This is a genomic window from Burkholderia sp. 572 (genome assembly GCF_040545135.1).
Classification (GTDB): domain Bacteria; phylum Pseudomonadota; class Gammaproteobacteria; order Burkholderiales; family Burkholderiaceae; genus Burkholderia; species Burkholderia cepacia.
On sequence record NZ_JBEPLH010000023.1, the window covers coordinates 102467 to 116320 of the forward strand.

Below are 13854 nucleotides of genomic sequence, written 5' to 3' on the forward strand. Positions count from 1 at the left end.
GCGATCCGCATCGCGCTGATTTATTATCGGCTCCGTATCCCGGAATCGTCGTCGCGGCGACGATCCACATTGCGCCGCGCCCGGCATCCACCCCCACCGTCGAGCTCGTCACATCATGAGAAAAACAACGCCGCGCGCGCCCTTGCGCGTCGCCGCCGTCCTTGCGCCAGCCCTGCCGCTCGCGGGCTGCGCATCGCGCGGCGCACCGTCGTACGTCCTGTTCGGCGCATATTTCCCGCTTTGGCTCGTCAGCGCGATCGTCGGCGTGATCGGTGCGATCGTCGCGCACCGCGTATTCGTCGCAACCGGCTGGGCGGCCACGGTGCCCTACCAGCTTGCCGTCTGCACCGCGATCGGGCTCGTGATCGCCGTGATCGTGTGGCTCACCGGCACGGGGCCGTTCGCATGAAGGCCGCCGGCACCGCCCGCCCCTCCGTCAAAGGCCGCGTGATCGCCCTCGCGATCGTCGCGCTCGGCATCGCCGCACTCGTATACGCGTACCACCGCACGACGGCCTACCCGTCCACCGACGACGCGTCGATCGACGCGGACGTCGTGCACGTCGCGTCGCCGGTCGGCGGCCGCATCGTGCAGCTCGCGGTGCATGAAAACCAGCGCGTCGCGAAGGGCGACCTGCTGTACGTGATCGATCCCGTTCCGTACCGTCTGACCGTTGCGCAGGCGCAGGCCGACCTCGAGCTCGCGCGCGCGTCGCTCGACACGCGCCGCCGTTCGCTGATCGGCGAGCGCTCGAACGCGGCCGTGGCCGCCGAGCAGGTCAAGCGCGCGACGCAGAACCACGATCTCGCGACGCGCGACGTGAACCGGCTCGCCCCGCTCGCCGCGCAGGGCTACGTCAGCGCGCAGCAGTTCGACCAGGCGAAGGTTCGCCAGCGCGACGCAGCCGTGTCGCTCACGCAGGCACAGGAACAGCAGCGCGCGTCCGCGCAGACGATCGGCGACGAAGCCGACGCGATCGCGACGCTGCATGCACGCGAGGCCGCGCTGGCGCGCGCTCAGCATGCGCTCGAAGACACCGTCGTGCGCGCGCCGCACGACGGGCTCGTGACGGGCCTGACCGTTCTCGCCGGCGAAACCCTCGCGCCGAACCAGTCGATCTTCACGCTGATCGACGCACGCGAATGGTTCGCGGTCGGCAATTTCCGCGAGACGGCACTGAGCCGCATCGCGGTCGGCGACTGCGCGACCGTGTATTCGATGATCGACCGCAGCCGCCCGCTGACGGGCAAGGTCGTCGGCATCGGCGCCGGCATCGCCGACAGCGCGCGCATCAACCTGCCGCGCTCGCTGCCGATCGTGCAGAACTCGGTGAACTGGGTGCACGTCGCGCAGCGCTTCCCGGTGCGCGTGAAGCTCGACGAACCCGACGGCACGCTCGTGCGCGTCGGCGCCAGCGCGATCGTCGAGGTCCGGCATGGCACTGCCTGCCGCTGAGGTTCGCTCGCCGGGCCCGCGCGAAGTCCTGCGGCTGCTCGCACCGTTTCCGGGGCGCGCGTCGATTGCCGCGCGGGTCGCACTGATCTGCGCGCTGACCGCGTTCGTGACGGCCGCATACGGCACGCCCGAAGCCGCGCTGTCCGCGTACGTCGTGTTCTTCATGATCCGTGCCGACCGCGTGACGAGCGTCGTGCTCGCGGCCGCGCTGCTGCTGATCGTCACGATCGTGATCGGGCTCGTGCTTGGCATCGCGATCTTCAGCATCGACTATTCGATCCTGCGGGTCGCGTGCATGGCCGTGCTGTCGGTCGCGCTCCTGTACCTGACTTCCGCCAGCAAGCTGCGCCCGGTGGGCGCGATCCTCGCGATGATCGTCGGTTTCGGGCTCGACCAGCTCGGCCTCGCGCCGTTCGGTGAAGCCGCGACACGTGCGCTGCTGTACATCTGGCTGACGATCGCGATCCCGGCCGGTGTCGCGATCGTCGTCAACCTGCTGATCGCGCCGTCGCCGCGCAAGCTCGCGCACGCCCAGCTCGCGAAGCGCCTGCGGCTCGCCGCGCAGCGGCTGCGCGGCGACGATGCGGCGCGCGACGCATTCGATGCCAGCCTTCACGAAGGCGACAAGCAGCTGCTCACGTGGCTCAAGCTGTCGACGCTCGAAGGCTCGTCGTCCGCCGCCGACTTCGCGGCGTTGCGGCAGGCCGTGGCATCGAGCACCGCGCTGCTCGTCGGCGTCGCGCTGGCCGATCGCGAACCGGGCGCGCGCCTGCCCGACACGTACGCCACCCCGATCGCCGCGACGCTCGACGAGATGGCCGACATCCTCGACCAGGGCGGCTACCCCGTCGACGTGACGCTCACGCTGCCGCCGGCCGACACATTGCCGCCGCTCGCGCGCGTCGCCGCCACGGATATCCATGCGGCGATCACGCGCTTCGCGGAACCGGTCGCAGCGGCCGAAGCCGCGACGGATGCACCGGCCGCCGCGGCCAACACGCCGGCGGCCGCGCCCGGAACGCCTGCCCCCGCGGAAGCCGCCGCACCGCGCGGCGGCTTCTTCCTACCCGACGCGCGCACCAATCCCGACCACATCCGCTACGCGCTGAAAACGACCGCCGCGGCGATCTTCTGCTATCTGCTGTATTCGCAGCTCGACTGGTCGGGCATCCATACGTGCGTCGTCACCTGCTACATCGTGTCGCTCGGTTCGACGGCCGAGACGGTCGAGAAGCTCACGCTGCGGATTCTCGGCTGCATCGTCGGCGCGCTGCTCGGCACCGCCGCGCTCGTGTTCGTCGTGCCGTCGCTGTCGTCGGTCGGCCATCTGATGGCGCTGGTGTTCGCCGGCGGCTGGCTCGCCGCGTGGGTCGCATTCGGCTCGCCGCGCATCGCGTACGCGGGCTTCCAGATCGCGTTCGCGTTTTTCCTGTGCGTGATCCAGGGCGCCGGCCCCGGTTTCGACCTGACGATCGCGCGCGACCGCACGATCGGCATCCTGCTCGGCAACGTCGTCGTGTATCTCGTGTTCACGCGCATCTGGCCCGTCAGCATCGGCAAGCAGATCGACGCCGGGCTCGCCGCGCTGACGGACCAGTGGCGGCGCCTCGCGCAGGTCGCGCAGCCGGCCGAGCGGCGCGCGCTCGCGGCCGACGCGTTCGCCCGCCACGGCGCGATCGCGCAGGCGCTCGGGCTGGTTCACTACGAACCGTCGTGGGTGCGACCGGCCGCCACGTGGCTCGCCACGCGGCGGCGCGCGCTCGCGGAACTCGGCGCGCTCGAAGGCCCGCTGTTCCTCCTCGCCGAACGCAAGCCTGGCGACGCGGCGATCGCCGCGCAGCTCGCGCGCGTGACCGACCCGCGCGACGACGAAGCCGCGCGTCATGCGGATTCGCCCGCACCGCCGGCCACCGCGCCGGGCCTTGCCCCTGCCGACCCCGCGCGCGACGCGCTGCTGAACCTGATCGACACGCGGCTCGCGCACATCGCCGACGCCGCCCGTCAAGCCACACCGAAGGAGCCTGCCCCCCATGCGCCTACCTGAACCGCCGGCCGCCTCGATCGCCGCCGCCGCCCTCGCGACCGCCGTCGCGCTGGCCGGCTGCGCGACGTCGTCGATCGATCTGGCGCCGGAGGCGTCCGACCGCCCATGGCAACCGCAAACGTCGGCTGCCGGCGACATCGTGCCGGGCCCGCCGCGCGCGTCCGCGCAAGGTTCGCATGACTACACGCTGCCCGCGTCGCCCGCGCTCGCGTCGGTCTCGCCGCCGGCTGCGCTCGATGCCGCGCACGCGTACACGCTGCCCGAACTGATCGATCTCGCCGAATCGGCGAACCCGCTGACCCGCATCGCCTGGAACGACGCGCGCAACGCGGCGCTCGCGGTCGGCCTGGCCAAGGCCGCCTACCTGCCGAGGTTGTCGGCGACGGCCATGGGCGCGTACCAGGCCAACCACGGCTCGACGTCGACGATCCTCGGCGACTCGTCGAGCGACACCACCGTTCACGGCACGATCTCGGCGCTGTCGCTGCAATGGCTGCTGTTCGATTTCGGCGGCCGCGCGGCGCGCGTCGAGGCGGCCGAGCAGGCGTCGATCGCGTCGAACGTCGCGTTCACGGCCGTGCATCAGCAGGTGATCCACGACGTGACCGTCGCGTACTACCGCTACGAAGCCGCGCGCTCGCGCGCCCTCAGTGCGCAGCAGGGCCTCGCGAACGCGGACGCGATCCTCGCGGCCTCCCGCGCGCGGCTCAAGCACGGCGTCGGCACGGTCGTCGAGCTCGCGCAGGCGACGCAGAACCGCGCGCAGGCAAACCTCGCGCTCGTGCAGGCGAACGGCGCGGAGAGCGACAGCTACCTCGCCCTCGTCTCCGCGCTCGGCATCTCGCCGCTGTCGAAGCCGACCATCGCCGCGCTGCCGAAGCGGCCGCTGCCGCCCGCACTCGGCTCGTCGGTCGATGCGATCGTGTCGGACGCAATTGCGCGCCGCCCCGACCTTCAGGGCGCGTTCGCGCTTGAAAAAGCCAATCGCGCGAAGATCAAGGCCGCGGAAGCCGCGTTCATGCCGAAGATCTTCCTGTCTGCGTCGACGTCGTACGCGAGCGGCGGCACGTCCATCTCCGCGCTGCCCGCGATCGGCGACCAGTCACCGACCGTCAACCTGAACGGCAGCCGCTACGGCGGCGGCGTGTTCCTCGGCGTGACGATCCCGCTGTACGACGGCGGCATGCGCTCGGCCGTGCTGATGCAGGCGCGCAACGACGCGGAAAGCGCGTCCGCGCGACTCACGCGGACCAAGGAGGAAGCCGTCCGCCAGGTGGTCGCCGCGCAGAACGCGGTGCAGACGAGCCTTGCGTCGCACGACGCCGCGAAGGCGCTCGTCGATGCCGCGCAGACGAGCTACGACGCGGCGCTGACCGCGTACCGGAACGGCGTCGGTTCGGTCACCGATGCGACGATCGCGCAAAGCCAGTTGCTCGCCGCGCGCAACGCGGAGGTCGACAGCTATGCCGGTGCACTGTCCGCTGCCGCCGGGCTCGCGCTCGCGACGGGGACGATCGGCTCGGCGCAGTAGCACGACCGCCGCGAGGCGGTTGACGCATGCGCGCGCCGCCCACTAGAATGCCGCCCATTCTTCCTTCAGGAACCATCGTGGACAGTTGCAGCACTCCGTTGCGTGCGCCGCTTGCCGCCTGAACGCCTGTCCGACGCAGTTCTCCTGCCCGGCTCGCGTTCCGCGAGCCGCACGCCCACCGTTTCACACTGAATGACGCATTCGCGCGGTACAGTACCGCGCGATGACGGCTATCGTCGTGTCGCCTTCGGCCGTGCGCCGCAGCGACGCGGGACGGCACGCGCTCCTTGCACGGCAGGACAACCATGACTTTCGATTTCGCACTCCGCCTTTTCACCGCGTTCGCCTGCGGCGTCGCCATCGGCCTCGAGCGCCAGATGCGCCAGCGCACGGCCGGCCTGCGCACGATCACGCTCGTCGCGAGCGGCGCGTGCCTGTTCGTCACGCTCGGCGTGCTGACCGGCAACGGCGTCGCGGGCGTCACGCAGATCGCCGCATACGTCGTGTCGGGCGTCGGCTTTCTCGGCGGCGGCGTGATCATGCGCGACAAGGGCTCGATCCAGGGCATCAACACGGCCGCGACACTGTGGTGCTCGGCCGCCGTCGGCGTACTGGCCGGCTCCGGTCATTACGTGCCCGCGCTTGCTGGCACGGGCGTCGTACTCCTCACCAATACGGTGCTGCGCGGCGTCAGCCAGGCGATCAACGCAACCCCGGTGTCGAACGCCGATCTCGTGCGCGAATACCAGATCACCGTGATCTGCCTGACCGCCGACGAAGTGCACATCCGCACGCTGCTGTCGAACTCGATGTATGCAAAGCCGCTGTCGTTCCAGAGCCTCACGAGCGAGGACGTGCCCGACCAGCCGGACCGGCTGAAGGTGACCGCGACACTGAAGCTGCATCCGAAGGATCAGCAGAAGCTCGAGCAGATCGCGAGCCGGATGAGCATGGAGAAGAGCATTTCCAGCGTGAGCTGGACCGCGAAGGAAGCGGAGCCGATGATGGAGTGAGCGGCCTGGCGGCAGCGGCATTTCGCGCTGCCGCCCGCCCTCGTTCGAGGTCAGGGCGCCTCGATCAGCCCGGCCGAGATTGCCTTGACGACCGCCTGGACCTTGTTCGTCGCACCCAGCTTCTCGAGGATGTTGTTGACGTGGAAGTTGACCGTTCGCTCCGAGATGCTGAGGATCTGGCCGATTTCGCACGCGGTCTTGCCCTCGGCCGTCCAGCACAGCACCTCGCGCTCGCGCGCGGTCAGCGTGACGCCCGCCGCCGGCGACAGCTTCGGCACCATGAAGCGGCTCATCAGCGAATGCGACAGGTTCGCGAGCCAGTTCGTCTGCAGCGTCAGCATGTTGATTTCGGCCGGCGTCAGGCGGTCCGCATGGCGTGCGATGCTCAGCAGGCCGAACGCGCCGCGGGCCGCCCAGCTCGATTGCGCGACGCCCACCGACAGCCCGAAATCCCGCGCGTCCTGCCACAGCGGGCACGGTTCGATCTGGTCGACGTCCGGCCAGACGATCATGTTGGTGCTGAGCGCGCCGTCGCGAACCGTCGAATCGATCTCGATGTAGTTGTGCGCCTGATAGTGCGCCATCCAGCCGTCGGGATAGGTATCGAAGATGGCTACCGACGGCTTCGATACCGGCAGCGGCACGCGAATGCCATAACAGCAGTATTCGAATCCCAGCCGTTTGGAATAGGCGGCAATCCGCTGGAAGAGCTGCTGCTCGTCTTCCGCGGCACTGAATTGTTGATAGGCATCCTGCCAGCGCAGTTCCATTCATTCTCCGACAACGTCACGCTGTCATACTTGTCAGGTTCCAGCACCCGTTCGACGCTGATACATTCCGCGCATGACTTCACCTTTGCTGCACCCGGTCCCCGGCCCGTCCCCGGACGGCTACGTACGCCTGTCAGAAAGCGCACTGGCCGTGCTCGCGCTCGACCATGTCGCAAGCGGCCTCGACGCATCGCTGCGTGCGGAACTGCGCGACAGCGCAATCGACGCACGCCTCGCCGGTTATACCGAATGGCATCGCCCGGCCAGTGCCGGCGTCGCTTACGTGACGGTCGGCTGGGACTGGTACCTCGAACGCGCGACGGGCACGTTCGTGATCGCGGGCGGCGACGTCCGCAGCAACGTGATGGCCGTCGACGCCACGGGTGCCGACATCGGCATGTTCCGCACGGCCGCCGCGCTTGCCGCGCGGCTCGCGTGCATCGACTGGCCCGCAGCGGTCGCGTCGGCCCTGCTCGGGCACAACGACGCCTATCATGCCGGTCCGACGCTCCAGTGACAACTGGCCCCGCATTCCTCTGACAATTTCCGCAGTGCTGGCGCTCTTTATAAGCAAAAGCGGCCCGGTTTTCAATCCCGTTGATCAAGAAACCGTTACCACGTCCTGATCGGCGTCATTCCACCGTCACCCTGTAAGAGTTACCAGTTACAGCCCCCTCGTGCGGCGCGATGTAATGCGCACATACAAAAGCACAAATCCGAGGACACCATGCGGACCTTCGTTCACGAGGAAGGGCGGTTGCCACACGAACTTGCAGCGGATCTCGGGCGCTACCGGCGCCGTGTGTTCGTCGAACAGCTCGGTTGGGCGCTCCCGTCGGCGAACGAAAGCTTCGAGCGCGACCAGTTCGATCGCGACGATACCGTCTACGTGTTCGCGCGAAACGCCGGCGGCGACATGTGCGGATGTGCACGCCTGCTGCCGACGACGCGCCCGTATCTGCTGAAGTCGCTGTTCGCCGACCTGATCGCCGAAGACATGCCGCTGCCGCAATCGGCCGCTGTCTGGGAGCTGTCCCGGTTCGCGGCGACCGACGACGAAGGTGGGCCGGGCAACGCCGAATGGGCCGTGCGCCCGATGCTCGCGGCCGTCGTCGAGTGCGCGGCGCAGCTCGGCGCGCGGCAGTTGATCGGCGTGACGTTCGCGAGCATGGAGCGGCTGTTCCGCCGGATCGGCATACACGCGCACCGCGCAGGCCCGCCGAAGCAGGTAGATGGGCGTCTGGTGGTCGCGTGCTGGATCGACATCGATCCGCAAACGTTTGCCGCGCTAGGAATCGAGCCGGGGCAGGCCGCCCGGCAAGCCATCGCCGCCTGACCCGGAACGCGCGTTCCTGTCCGGGCGGCATCGTAACGAAGGAGAATCAACGTGGACCAGTCTCAGGTCTTTCGCGCGATGATGCCCGGGTTGACGAGCGCCGGCGGCGCCCGCATCGCGGTCGCCTACCCGTCGTTTCCACGGCCGCTGCCGCTCGTGCGGCTCGACCGGCGCGGCCTCGTGTTCCGTGCCCCCGGCGCGGCGCCGCTGGTCTGCGGGCTGCCGCGTGCGGCGACGTTGCTGGTCGCGGACGAACCGCTCTGCTCGCTGCGCCTCGTGATCCGCGACATCGCCCCGGCCGGCGAAGGCCGGCATGACCTGACGATGCAGCCGTCCGGCGCCGCCGGTGACGAATTGCTGTGGCATGCGCTGCGCGATCGCGAGCCCTACCGCCGGCTTCAGCATCCGCTCGCCCCTGTCGACACGTCCATCGCCACCGACGGCGAATCGCACGCACCGGCCGGTGAAGCCGGGCCGCGTCCGTCGCGCAGCGCGGCCTTCCGGCTGCCGTGCCACAGCGACGCGCTGTTCTTTGCCGACTGGCTCGAATATCACTTCGACGAATTGCGCGCGCTTTCGCAGCAGCACGGGCCACAACTGCAACTCAACCAGATCGAGCGGCAGGTCGCCGACGACGAGGTCGGCGTGCGCTTCGTCTACGACATAGACGGCCATGCGACACGCCACGCGCTGACCGACTGCGCACGCGAGGCCTGTGCATGGATCGAGACGGAGATGCGCGACAAGTTCGCGCTGCCGGTCGCGCAGGAGCGATTCAGCGCGTTTGCGGCGCATGCGCGGGCCAGCGGCATGTGAACGCGGCACAACAGGAAGTTGTATCGATACAACTAGGGCTTGCCATGCCTCGGGTTTTCCCTTAAATTCACGTCTGTCTCCTCCATGTCTCCAAACATGGATTCAGCCCGCTCAATGTAGCGGGCTTTTTCTTGCCTGCTCGAATTGCGGGGCCATACCACCGCCCTCCTTCATCGATTGCCTGCCCGGGCATTCCGACGCGCCACAATCCGGATCGATTATCATCGGCGGGTCTGCCACGTTCCCCCGAGGCCATCTTGCACGCCCATCTGCGCATTGCCCGCCCGGTCAGCAACCTCGCCCGAACCGAGCGCATGTATCGCGACGCTCTCGACCTGTCCGTTCTCGCACGCTTTGAGGATCACGACGGCTTTTCCGGCGTGATGCTCGGACGCGACGGCCTCGACTATCACTTCGAATTCACGCACTGCCCCGACCATCCGATCGCGCCGTCGCCGACGCCGGAAGACCTGATCGTGTTCTACCTGCCCGATCGGCCGGAATGGGAAACCGCCTGCGCGCGCGCCACGGCGCACGGCTTCATGCCCGTGACGTCGTTCAATCCGTACTGGGAAATATCCGGCCAGACCTTCGAGGATGCCGACGGCTACCGGATCGTGCTGCAGAACGGTACGTGGCGCTGACGAGCGAATCCGCGTGAGTCGTTACGCGCCGGCCAGGCCGGCGGCGCGGGCGGCATACACGACGTGCCGACGCAGCGCGTGCCCTTCCGGCAACGCAGGATGGTCGAAATCGCGCGCGGGCTGATGGTGCATGCCAAGCCGCTGCATCACGTGCTGCGATCGTAGATTAGTGTCGGCGGTCCACGCGAGAATCTCGCCGAGCCCGATCCGCTCGAACCCGTCGGCCAACGCGGCGGCAGCCGCTTCGGCGACGTAGCCATGCCCCCATGCGTGGCGAGCCTGCCGCCACATGATCTCGACGCACGGCGCCATCGGGTGCGTTGCGCGCACCTCGTGCGACAGGCCGCATACCCCGATCAACATCCCGTCGGCGCGGCGCTCGACCGCCCACGGGCCGAAACCGTACGCATCGAAATGCGCGTCGAAGCGCGCGATGACGTCGCTCGCCTCGTCAACGGACATCGGGCCGCGCGCGAGCCACGCGGTCACGTCCGGATCCGCATGCAGCGCCGACAGCGCGCCCGCATCCACCGGCTGCCAGCGACGCAGCGTCAGACGCGCGGTTTCGATTTTCGACGGTGTGGACATGGGGAACAGGATCGTTCAGGCGGCGTGACGCGAGTGTCGTCACCAACCCGAAGGCAGAGAGGACGAAGGGGGAAATCGTGATCGTCGCGTCCGCCGGCGACGATCGCGGGAACTGATGACGAGAAACGGGCGCCGGCAGCGCCCGCGGGGATTACTCGTTTTCTTCGAAGTAACGGCCGCGCCTTGCTTCACAAGCATAAAGCCATAAACCTACGCCACAACCTACGCTCACTATTTTCGCGAACGACCGTTGAATCCACCACCCACTCCGGCCGCTGGACCAAGGATGACTCCAGTGGCAGCTTTCTTTGAACATCGGTCACACGTGCATTTGCGTTGTGCCGTCGCGTATCTGAATTGGCATGTTGGCGCCGCCTGGATTTTGGGCATGGGTGAAGGCCCTGTCCCGGCGTCGCTCCATAAAACAAAAAAGATTACTCCCCGAGTGCTTCCCGAATTTTTGCCAGCTTGTCTCGGTTTTTCTTGTGTTCTTTGTAGAGGTGATTTACAAGCTCCTGCAATTCGTCGATCACCTCATTGAATCGCTTTTTGTCTCCCTTCAGGGTAACAAGTTCGTTAATTCTGTTGGTAATTGTCCTTTTAACACCCAAAGCACTCTGGCCGCCAGCACCATAAACAATCCAGTAATAATCCACATACTCGGTATCCGGGTAGATTTTTCTGAATTGCTCAAAGATATCAGAAATGGTTTTTCCTTCCGAGGCAAGGGCCTTAATTCGCTTTTTGTCTTCTTTTGAGATTTCCATAAATACCCCGATATTTATATTACCCCACCACCCAGAGCATGTCCCCTTGTCGGGCGTTGACTAAAACTGCCGGCCCGCTGGAACTGTTGACCTGGAATAAATAGGCTTCCTAGGACCCTGTCGTGCTTGCGACGTAGCTTTCAATCCCACAGCATCTTAAGCCATGAGAGTCCGCCTTCGGAGTATAACGCGCCACCCAAATGACGACGTAGCGACGCCTTTCAGCGGCGGCTAGTGGCCGATCCCTGTCGGGGGGACCAGTGACGTCCCATTCTAGCCTTATACAGCAAGCCTCTTCGGCAACTTTGGCGTAACGCCATCGAACCGATATCGCACCGACCGCGGCACCAAATAGAAAGCCCGCACTGGGCGGGCTTTCTTGCCTTACCGGTCCGACCGGATCAGGACGGCTTGCCTGTCACACGCACTGACAACCGCTTCGTCATCCGCTTCGTCGCCGCCGTCGCACAAATCGCCTGCGCAGCCGGCCGCATTGAGCCGTCGCCCCACTCCTTCCGGGCCGACTTCTCGCAGGACGTGTCGCGCGCCTTCTTCCACTTCGCCACCTTCGCCTCAAGGCCGATCTTGCGCTCCGGATGCTCGGCGACCTGCTTGTCGACCACCTGCTGCAGTTCGCGCTCGGCGACGATCTGATCGCGCCAAGCGCAGAAATTCATGCTGGTCTGGCTTCCGTCACAGTTGTTGAGTAGCGCCGTGACCTCGCTGGCCGGCAGCCCGCTGCGCGCCGAAATCTCATCGGCGGGGCTCTGATCTGCAACCGCAGCTCCCGATACCACCAGGAGCATCCAGAGGAGGTGCTTCTTCATCGCGCCCTCTGGGGGTGAAACGGGGCGGCTTCTAGGCGGCGCCGGTTGACGAGGCCGTTCGATCGCACTGGAGCAAGACGTCGTCCTTGAGCGTCGCGCGGATGGATGTAGACGCGCTGGTTCATGTGCGATACGACCCCGGCGTCGTTGTTCTGGTTCGCGGAATGCAGCGCGGACAGCGCACCCGTATTGCCGGCGTTGTACGTGTAGCTGACCAATTCATCGAATTGCGCCTGCGTGAGTTCGCGCTGTGTGACGTTCCGACGGACCTGGGCCTCCGCGGTACTCACGCGCGCTGCGAGCTGCGCGTTGACCTGCGCCGGCGTCACCGGGCGACGCAGTTCTTCGGGCGTGCACGCGCCGGTATGCGCGAGGGTGCCCACGCCGAACGTGCAGTTGTTCGCCTGGTCGTTGTAGTAGTGCATGACTGCCTGCTCGCGCTGGCGCAGCGCGGCCCAGCCGGCCTCGCTCAGGCGCTTGTTTTCGTTCGCCATATTCTTCCTCTCAGTGCCATTTTAGGGTCCACGACGGCCGCGTAGACAACGCACTTTATCATCGGAGGGTTAAAACGGAAACGAACCGCACGCCGCCCATTCCTTCGACTAGCCTGCCAATGGCGCGGGCTCTAAGCCCTTCGTTTGAATTCGATCGAGGCAGACGACCCAACTTCATCGGTAACATGGATCTCCCCGCGCGACGTTACTTCTTCACCGGCTCGATGCCCCAGCACTGTGCCGACCGGTCAGCCTCCGGAATGGCCGACGGGTTGTATTTGCACTTGTTGATCGTGTCGAGCGCGACCTTGTAGCGTTCGACCAGCGGATCGGCAATGCTGGCCAGGTGCGCGTCTTGCGCGGTCTGGTCTGGCGTGCTGCAGTCCGTGCCCATGTGGGATGCGTCGGAATTGAAAATGCCGCCAATGGGCGAAACCAACCCATCGGAGCCGGCACCATCGATCACCTCGTACAGAACCTGCGACGTAGGTTTGTACGAGTTCACGACGACGTATCCGTTTTCATCGACGGTCCGGACCTCCTTCGGCTTTGCGCACGAAACGATCGGTCGGGCCGCAAAAATCACACGTCCCTTGAGCATTTCGCGCCCACCGTACACCCGCAGATCGCGTTTGAACTGGTCGACCGCGGCGCGCCGCTCTGCCGAATCGATATACCCGGACATATCGTCCAGCTCGAAATAAACCAGCGCCCACTCGCTGATATTGGTTTTCGAATTCAGGATCTCGGCAGTGGTCGGCCCGACACCGCCGTTCTCGCTCATGACGATGTCGTGCAGCTTCGAACCGCTGACGACGCTAGGATAGACGGCAATGTCTGCGCCTCGTGCCTTGAATGCGGCCTGCAGCGCAGTGATCGTCGCCTGCACGTCGGCGGCAGATGCGCCTGGCGCCGACGCGGCGCTCGAGACGTCAGCCGCGGCGGCCATTGCATGCGCACGCTGCGTCGTGACCAGCGGCGCGCCCGAATACGCAAGCCGGATCGCCGGACCGGACGCTGCCGGCGTCGACGAGTCATCCCCGCCACCACAGGCCGAAAGAGCGAGCCCCGCCAATACCGCAGCAATCAAAGTTTTTTTCATTGTGGTTCTCAGGTCGGAAGTTGTTATATCCCCGGATCGACGATTTTACATATCGATTACGACTTCGTGAAATAGAAAGCCCGCGGCAAGCGCGGGCCAAGGTTAGAACAGCCCGACGGGTAGTGCGGCAACATCCCAACTGGAGATGATCAGCTCGTCACGCTCGACGCCCCGCCCGCGTCCGACGGTGTATGGAATCGGCACAGTCTCGATGTGGAAATCCCGGAACACACGCCGAATATCAGGGTGATCGTTGAGGCTCACGATGGCCCGGCCCCTCAACGACCGAAGTCGGTCCGCCATCTTTTCGTACTCGACGAAAGGGAACGGCACGCCATAACCCTCTGTTTCGTAGTAAGGCGGATCGAGATAGGTGCGACGTGAGGTCGCATAGTTTGTTGTTTCACTGCCGGAAACGGCAAGGAGGAAACCAGGCGTTCCGTCGCCTGTAGCCTACCGGAGCATGC

At 66.2% G+C, this 13854-nt stretch carries 15 protein-coding genes and 1 pseudogene; 9 read left to right on the top strand and 7 right to left on the bottom strand.

Going from position 1 to position 13854, the window contains the following annotated elements; genetic code table 11:
- Positions 1 to 115: 115 nt before the first annotated feature.
- The 5 genes from ABIC51_RS32895 (at position 116) to ABIC51_RS32915 (ending at position 6043) form a co-directional block, all read left to right on the top strand.
- The gene (locus ABIC51_RS32895; RefSeq protein WP_060313047.1) at positions 116 to 409 is read left to right on the top strand and encodes a hypothetical protein; all 294 of its coding nucleotides are present in this window, start codon (positions 116 to 118) and stop codon (positions 407 to 409) included.
- Complete coding sequence (mdtN, locus tag ABIC51_RS32900; protein WP_059697609.1) at positions 406 to 1455, top strand: multidrug transporter subunit MdtN; 1050 nt, start codon at positions 406 to 408, stop codon at positions 1453 to 1455. Before ABIC51_RS32895 ends, mdtN begins: the two co-directional genes overlap by 4 nt.
- Entirely contained in the window at positions 1436 to 3499 is a 2064-nt protein-coding gene (locus ABIC51_RS32905) for an FUSC family protein (protein ID WP_175861392.1), read from the top strand. Before mdtN ends, ABIC51_RS32905 begins: the two co-directional genes overlap by 20 nt.
- Positions 3486 to 5030 carry a TolC family protein gene (locus ABIC51_RS32910; RefSeq protein ID WP_027789394.1) on the top strand — a complete coding sequence of 515 codons (1545 nt, stop codon included), beginning with the start codon at positions 3486 to 3488 and terminating at the stop codon, positions 5028 to 5030. The genes ABIC51_RS32905 and ABIC51_RS32910 overlap by 14 nt, the downstream gene beginning before the upstream one ends.
- A 305-nt stretch (positions 5031 to 5335) precedes the next feature.
- A complete protein-coding gene (locus tag ABIC51_RS32915) occupies positions 5336 to 6043 on the top strand; it encodes an MgtC/SapB family protein (protein ID WP_021162348.1) in 708 nt (235 codons plus the stop codon).
- 50 nt (positions 6044 to 6093) lie between these two features.
- Here the strand turns inward: ABIC51_RS32915 and ABIC51_RS32920 are convergent, their stop codons facing one another.
- On the bottom strand, positions 6094 to 6813 hold the full coding sequence (locus ABIC51_RS32920; RefSeq protein WP_027789395.1) for an autoinducer binding domain-containing protein: 720 nt from the start codon (positions 6811 to 6813) through the stop codon (positions 6094 to 6096).
- 73 nt (positions 6814 to 6886) lie between these two features.
- Here ABIC51_RS32920 and ABIC51_RS32925 point away from each other — a divergent pair, with 73 nt between their 5' ends.
- The 4 genes from ABIC51_RS32925 to ABIC51_RS32940 all read left to right on the top strand — a co-directional run bounded on the left by ABIC51_RS32925 (position 6887) and on the right by ABIC51_RS32940 (position 9609).
- Positions 6887 to 7330, top strand: coding sequence for a DUF4902 domain-containing protein (locus ABIC51_RS32925; RefSeq protein WP_059697617.1), 444 nt, complete (start codon positions 6887 to 6889; stop codon positions 7328 to 7330).
- Positions 7331 to 7540: 210 nt separating this feature from the next.
- Positions 7541 to 8149 (top strand): acyl-homoserine-lactone synthase, encoded by a 609-nt coding sequence (locus ABIC51_RS32930; RefSeq protein ID WP_027789397.1) that lies wholly within the window; start codon positions 7541 to 7543, stop codon positions 8147 to 8149.
- Positions 8150 to 8200: 51 nt separating this feature from the next.
- Positions 8201 to 8965: a hypothetical protein gene (locus tag ABIC51_RS32935; RefSeq protein WP_175861390.1), complete on the top strand. Its 765-nt coding sequence runs from the start codon at positions 8201 to 8203 to the stop codon at positions 8963 to 8965.
- A gap of 257 nt (positions 8966 to 9222) precedes the next feature.
- Positions 9223 to 9609 carry a VOC family protein gene (locus tag ABIC51_RS32940; RefSeq protein ID WP_146253856.1) on the top strand — a complete coding sequence of 129 codons (387 nt, stop codon included), beginning with the start codon at positions 9223 to 9225 and terminating at the stop codon, positions 9607 to 9609.
- A 21-nt stretch (positions 9610 to 9630) separates the two neighbouring features.
- Here ABIC51_RS32940 and ABIC51_RS32945 read toward each other — a convergent pair whose 3' ends face one another.
- The 6 genes and pseudogenes from ABIC51_RS32945 to ABIC51_RS32970 all read right to left on the bottom strand — a co-directional run.
- Positions 9631 to 10197 carry a GNAT family N-acetyltransferase gene (locus ABIC51_RS32945; protein ID WP_060199302.1) on the bottom strand — a complete coding sequence of 189 codons (567 nt, stop codon included), beginning with the start codon at positions 10195 to 10197 and terminating at the stop codon, positions 9631 to 9633.
- A gap of 434 nt (positions 10198 to 10631) precedes the next feature.
- A complete protein-coding gene (locus ABIC51_RS32950) occupies positions 10632 to 10964 on the bottom strand; it encodes a hypothetical protein (protein ID WP_155632827.1) in 333 nt (110 codons plus the stop codon).
- A gap of 401 nt (positions 10965 to 11365) precedes the next feature.
- Positions 11366 to 11791 (bottom strand): lysozyme inhibitor LprI family protein, encoded by a 426-nt coding sequence (locus tag ABIC51_RS32955; RefSeq protein WP_113047551.1) that lies wholly within the window; start codon positions 11789 to 11791, stop codon positions 11366 to 11368.
- On the bottom strand, positions 11788 to 12285 hold the full coding sequence (locus ABIC51_RS32960) for a lysozyme (RefSeq protein WP_174413904.1): 498 nt from the start codon (positions 12283 to 12285) through the stop codon (positions 11788 to 11790). The genes ABIC51_RS32955 and ABIC51_RS32960 overlap by 4 nt, the downstream gene beginning before the upstream one ends.
- Positions 12286 to 12490: 205 nt before the next feature.
- Positions 12491 to 13387: a hypothetical protein gene (locus tag ABIC51_RS32965; protein WP_354006826.1), complete on the bottom strand. Its 897-nt coding sequence runs from the start codon at positions 13385 to 13387 to the stop codon at positions 12491 to 12493.
- A 102-nt stretch (positions 13388 to 13489) separates the two neighbouring features.
- A pseudogene (locus ABIC51_RS32970) lies at positions 13490 to 13759 on the bottom strand (DNA adenine methylase); the annotation flags it as partial.
- Positions 13760 to 13854: the final 95 nt, after the last annotated feature.

Excerpts from the sequence above, each read along its gene's own strand:
- ABIC51_RS32895 (WP_060313047.1), top strand. The coding sequence starts at position 116 with ATGAGAAAAACAACGCCGCGCGCGCCCTTGCGCGTCGCCGCCGTCCTT.
- mdtN (WP_059697609.1), top strand. The coding sequence starts at position 406 with ATGAAGGCCGCCGGCACCGCCCGCCCCTCCGTCAAAGGCCGCGTGATC.
- ABIC51_RS32905 (WP_175861392.1), top strand. The coding sequence starts at position 1,436 with ATGGCACTGCCTGCCGCTGAGGTTCGCTCGCCGGGCCCGCGCGAAGTC.
- ABIC51_RS32910 (WP_027789394.1), top strand. The coding sequence starts at position 3,486 with ATGCGCCTACCTGAACCGCCGGCCGCCTCGATCGCCGCCGCCGCCCTC.
- ABIC51_RS32915 (WP_021162348.1), top strand. The coding sequence starts at position 5,336 with ATGACTTTCGATTTCGCACTCCGCCTTTTCACCGCGTTCGCCTGCGGC.
- ABIC51_RS32920 (WP_027789395.1), bottom strand. The coding sequence starts at position 6,813 with ATGGAACTGCGCTGGCAGGATGCCTATCAACAATTCAGTGCCGCGGAA.
- ABIC51_RS32925 (WP_059697617.1), top strand. The coding sequence starts at position 6,887 with ATGACTTCACCTTTGCTGCACCCGGTCCCCGGCCCGTCCCCGGACGGC.
- ABIC51_RS32930 (WP_027789397.1), top strand. The coding sequence starts at position 7,541 with ATGCGGACCTTCGTTCACGAGGAAGGGCGGTTGCCACACGAACTTGCA.
- ABIC51_RS32945 (WP_060199302.1), bottom strand. The coding sequence starts at position 10,197 with ATGTCCACACCGTCGAAAATCGAAACCGCGCGTCTGACGCTGCGTCGC.
- ABIC51_RS32950 (WP_155632827.1), bottom strand. The coding sequence starts at position 10,964 with ATGGAAATCTCAAAAGAAGACAAAAAGCGAATTAAGGCCCTTGCCTCG.
- ABIC51_RS32955 (WP_113047551.1), bottom strand. The coding sequence starts at position 11,791 with ATGAAGAAGCACCTCCTCTGGATGCTCCTGGTGGTATCGGGAGCTGCG.
- ABIC51_RS32960 (WP_174413904.1), bottom strand. The coding sequence starts at position 12,285 with ATGGCGAACGAAAACAAGCGCCTGAGCGAGGCCGGCTGGGCCGCGCTG.
- ABIC51_RS32965 (WP_354006826.1), bottom strand. The coding sequence starts at position 13,387 with ATGAAAAAAACTTTGATTGCTGCGGTATTGGCGGGGCTCGCTCTTTCG.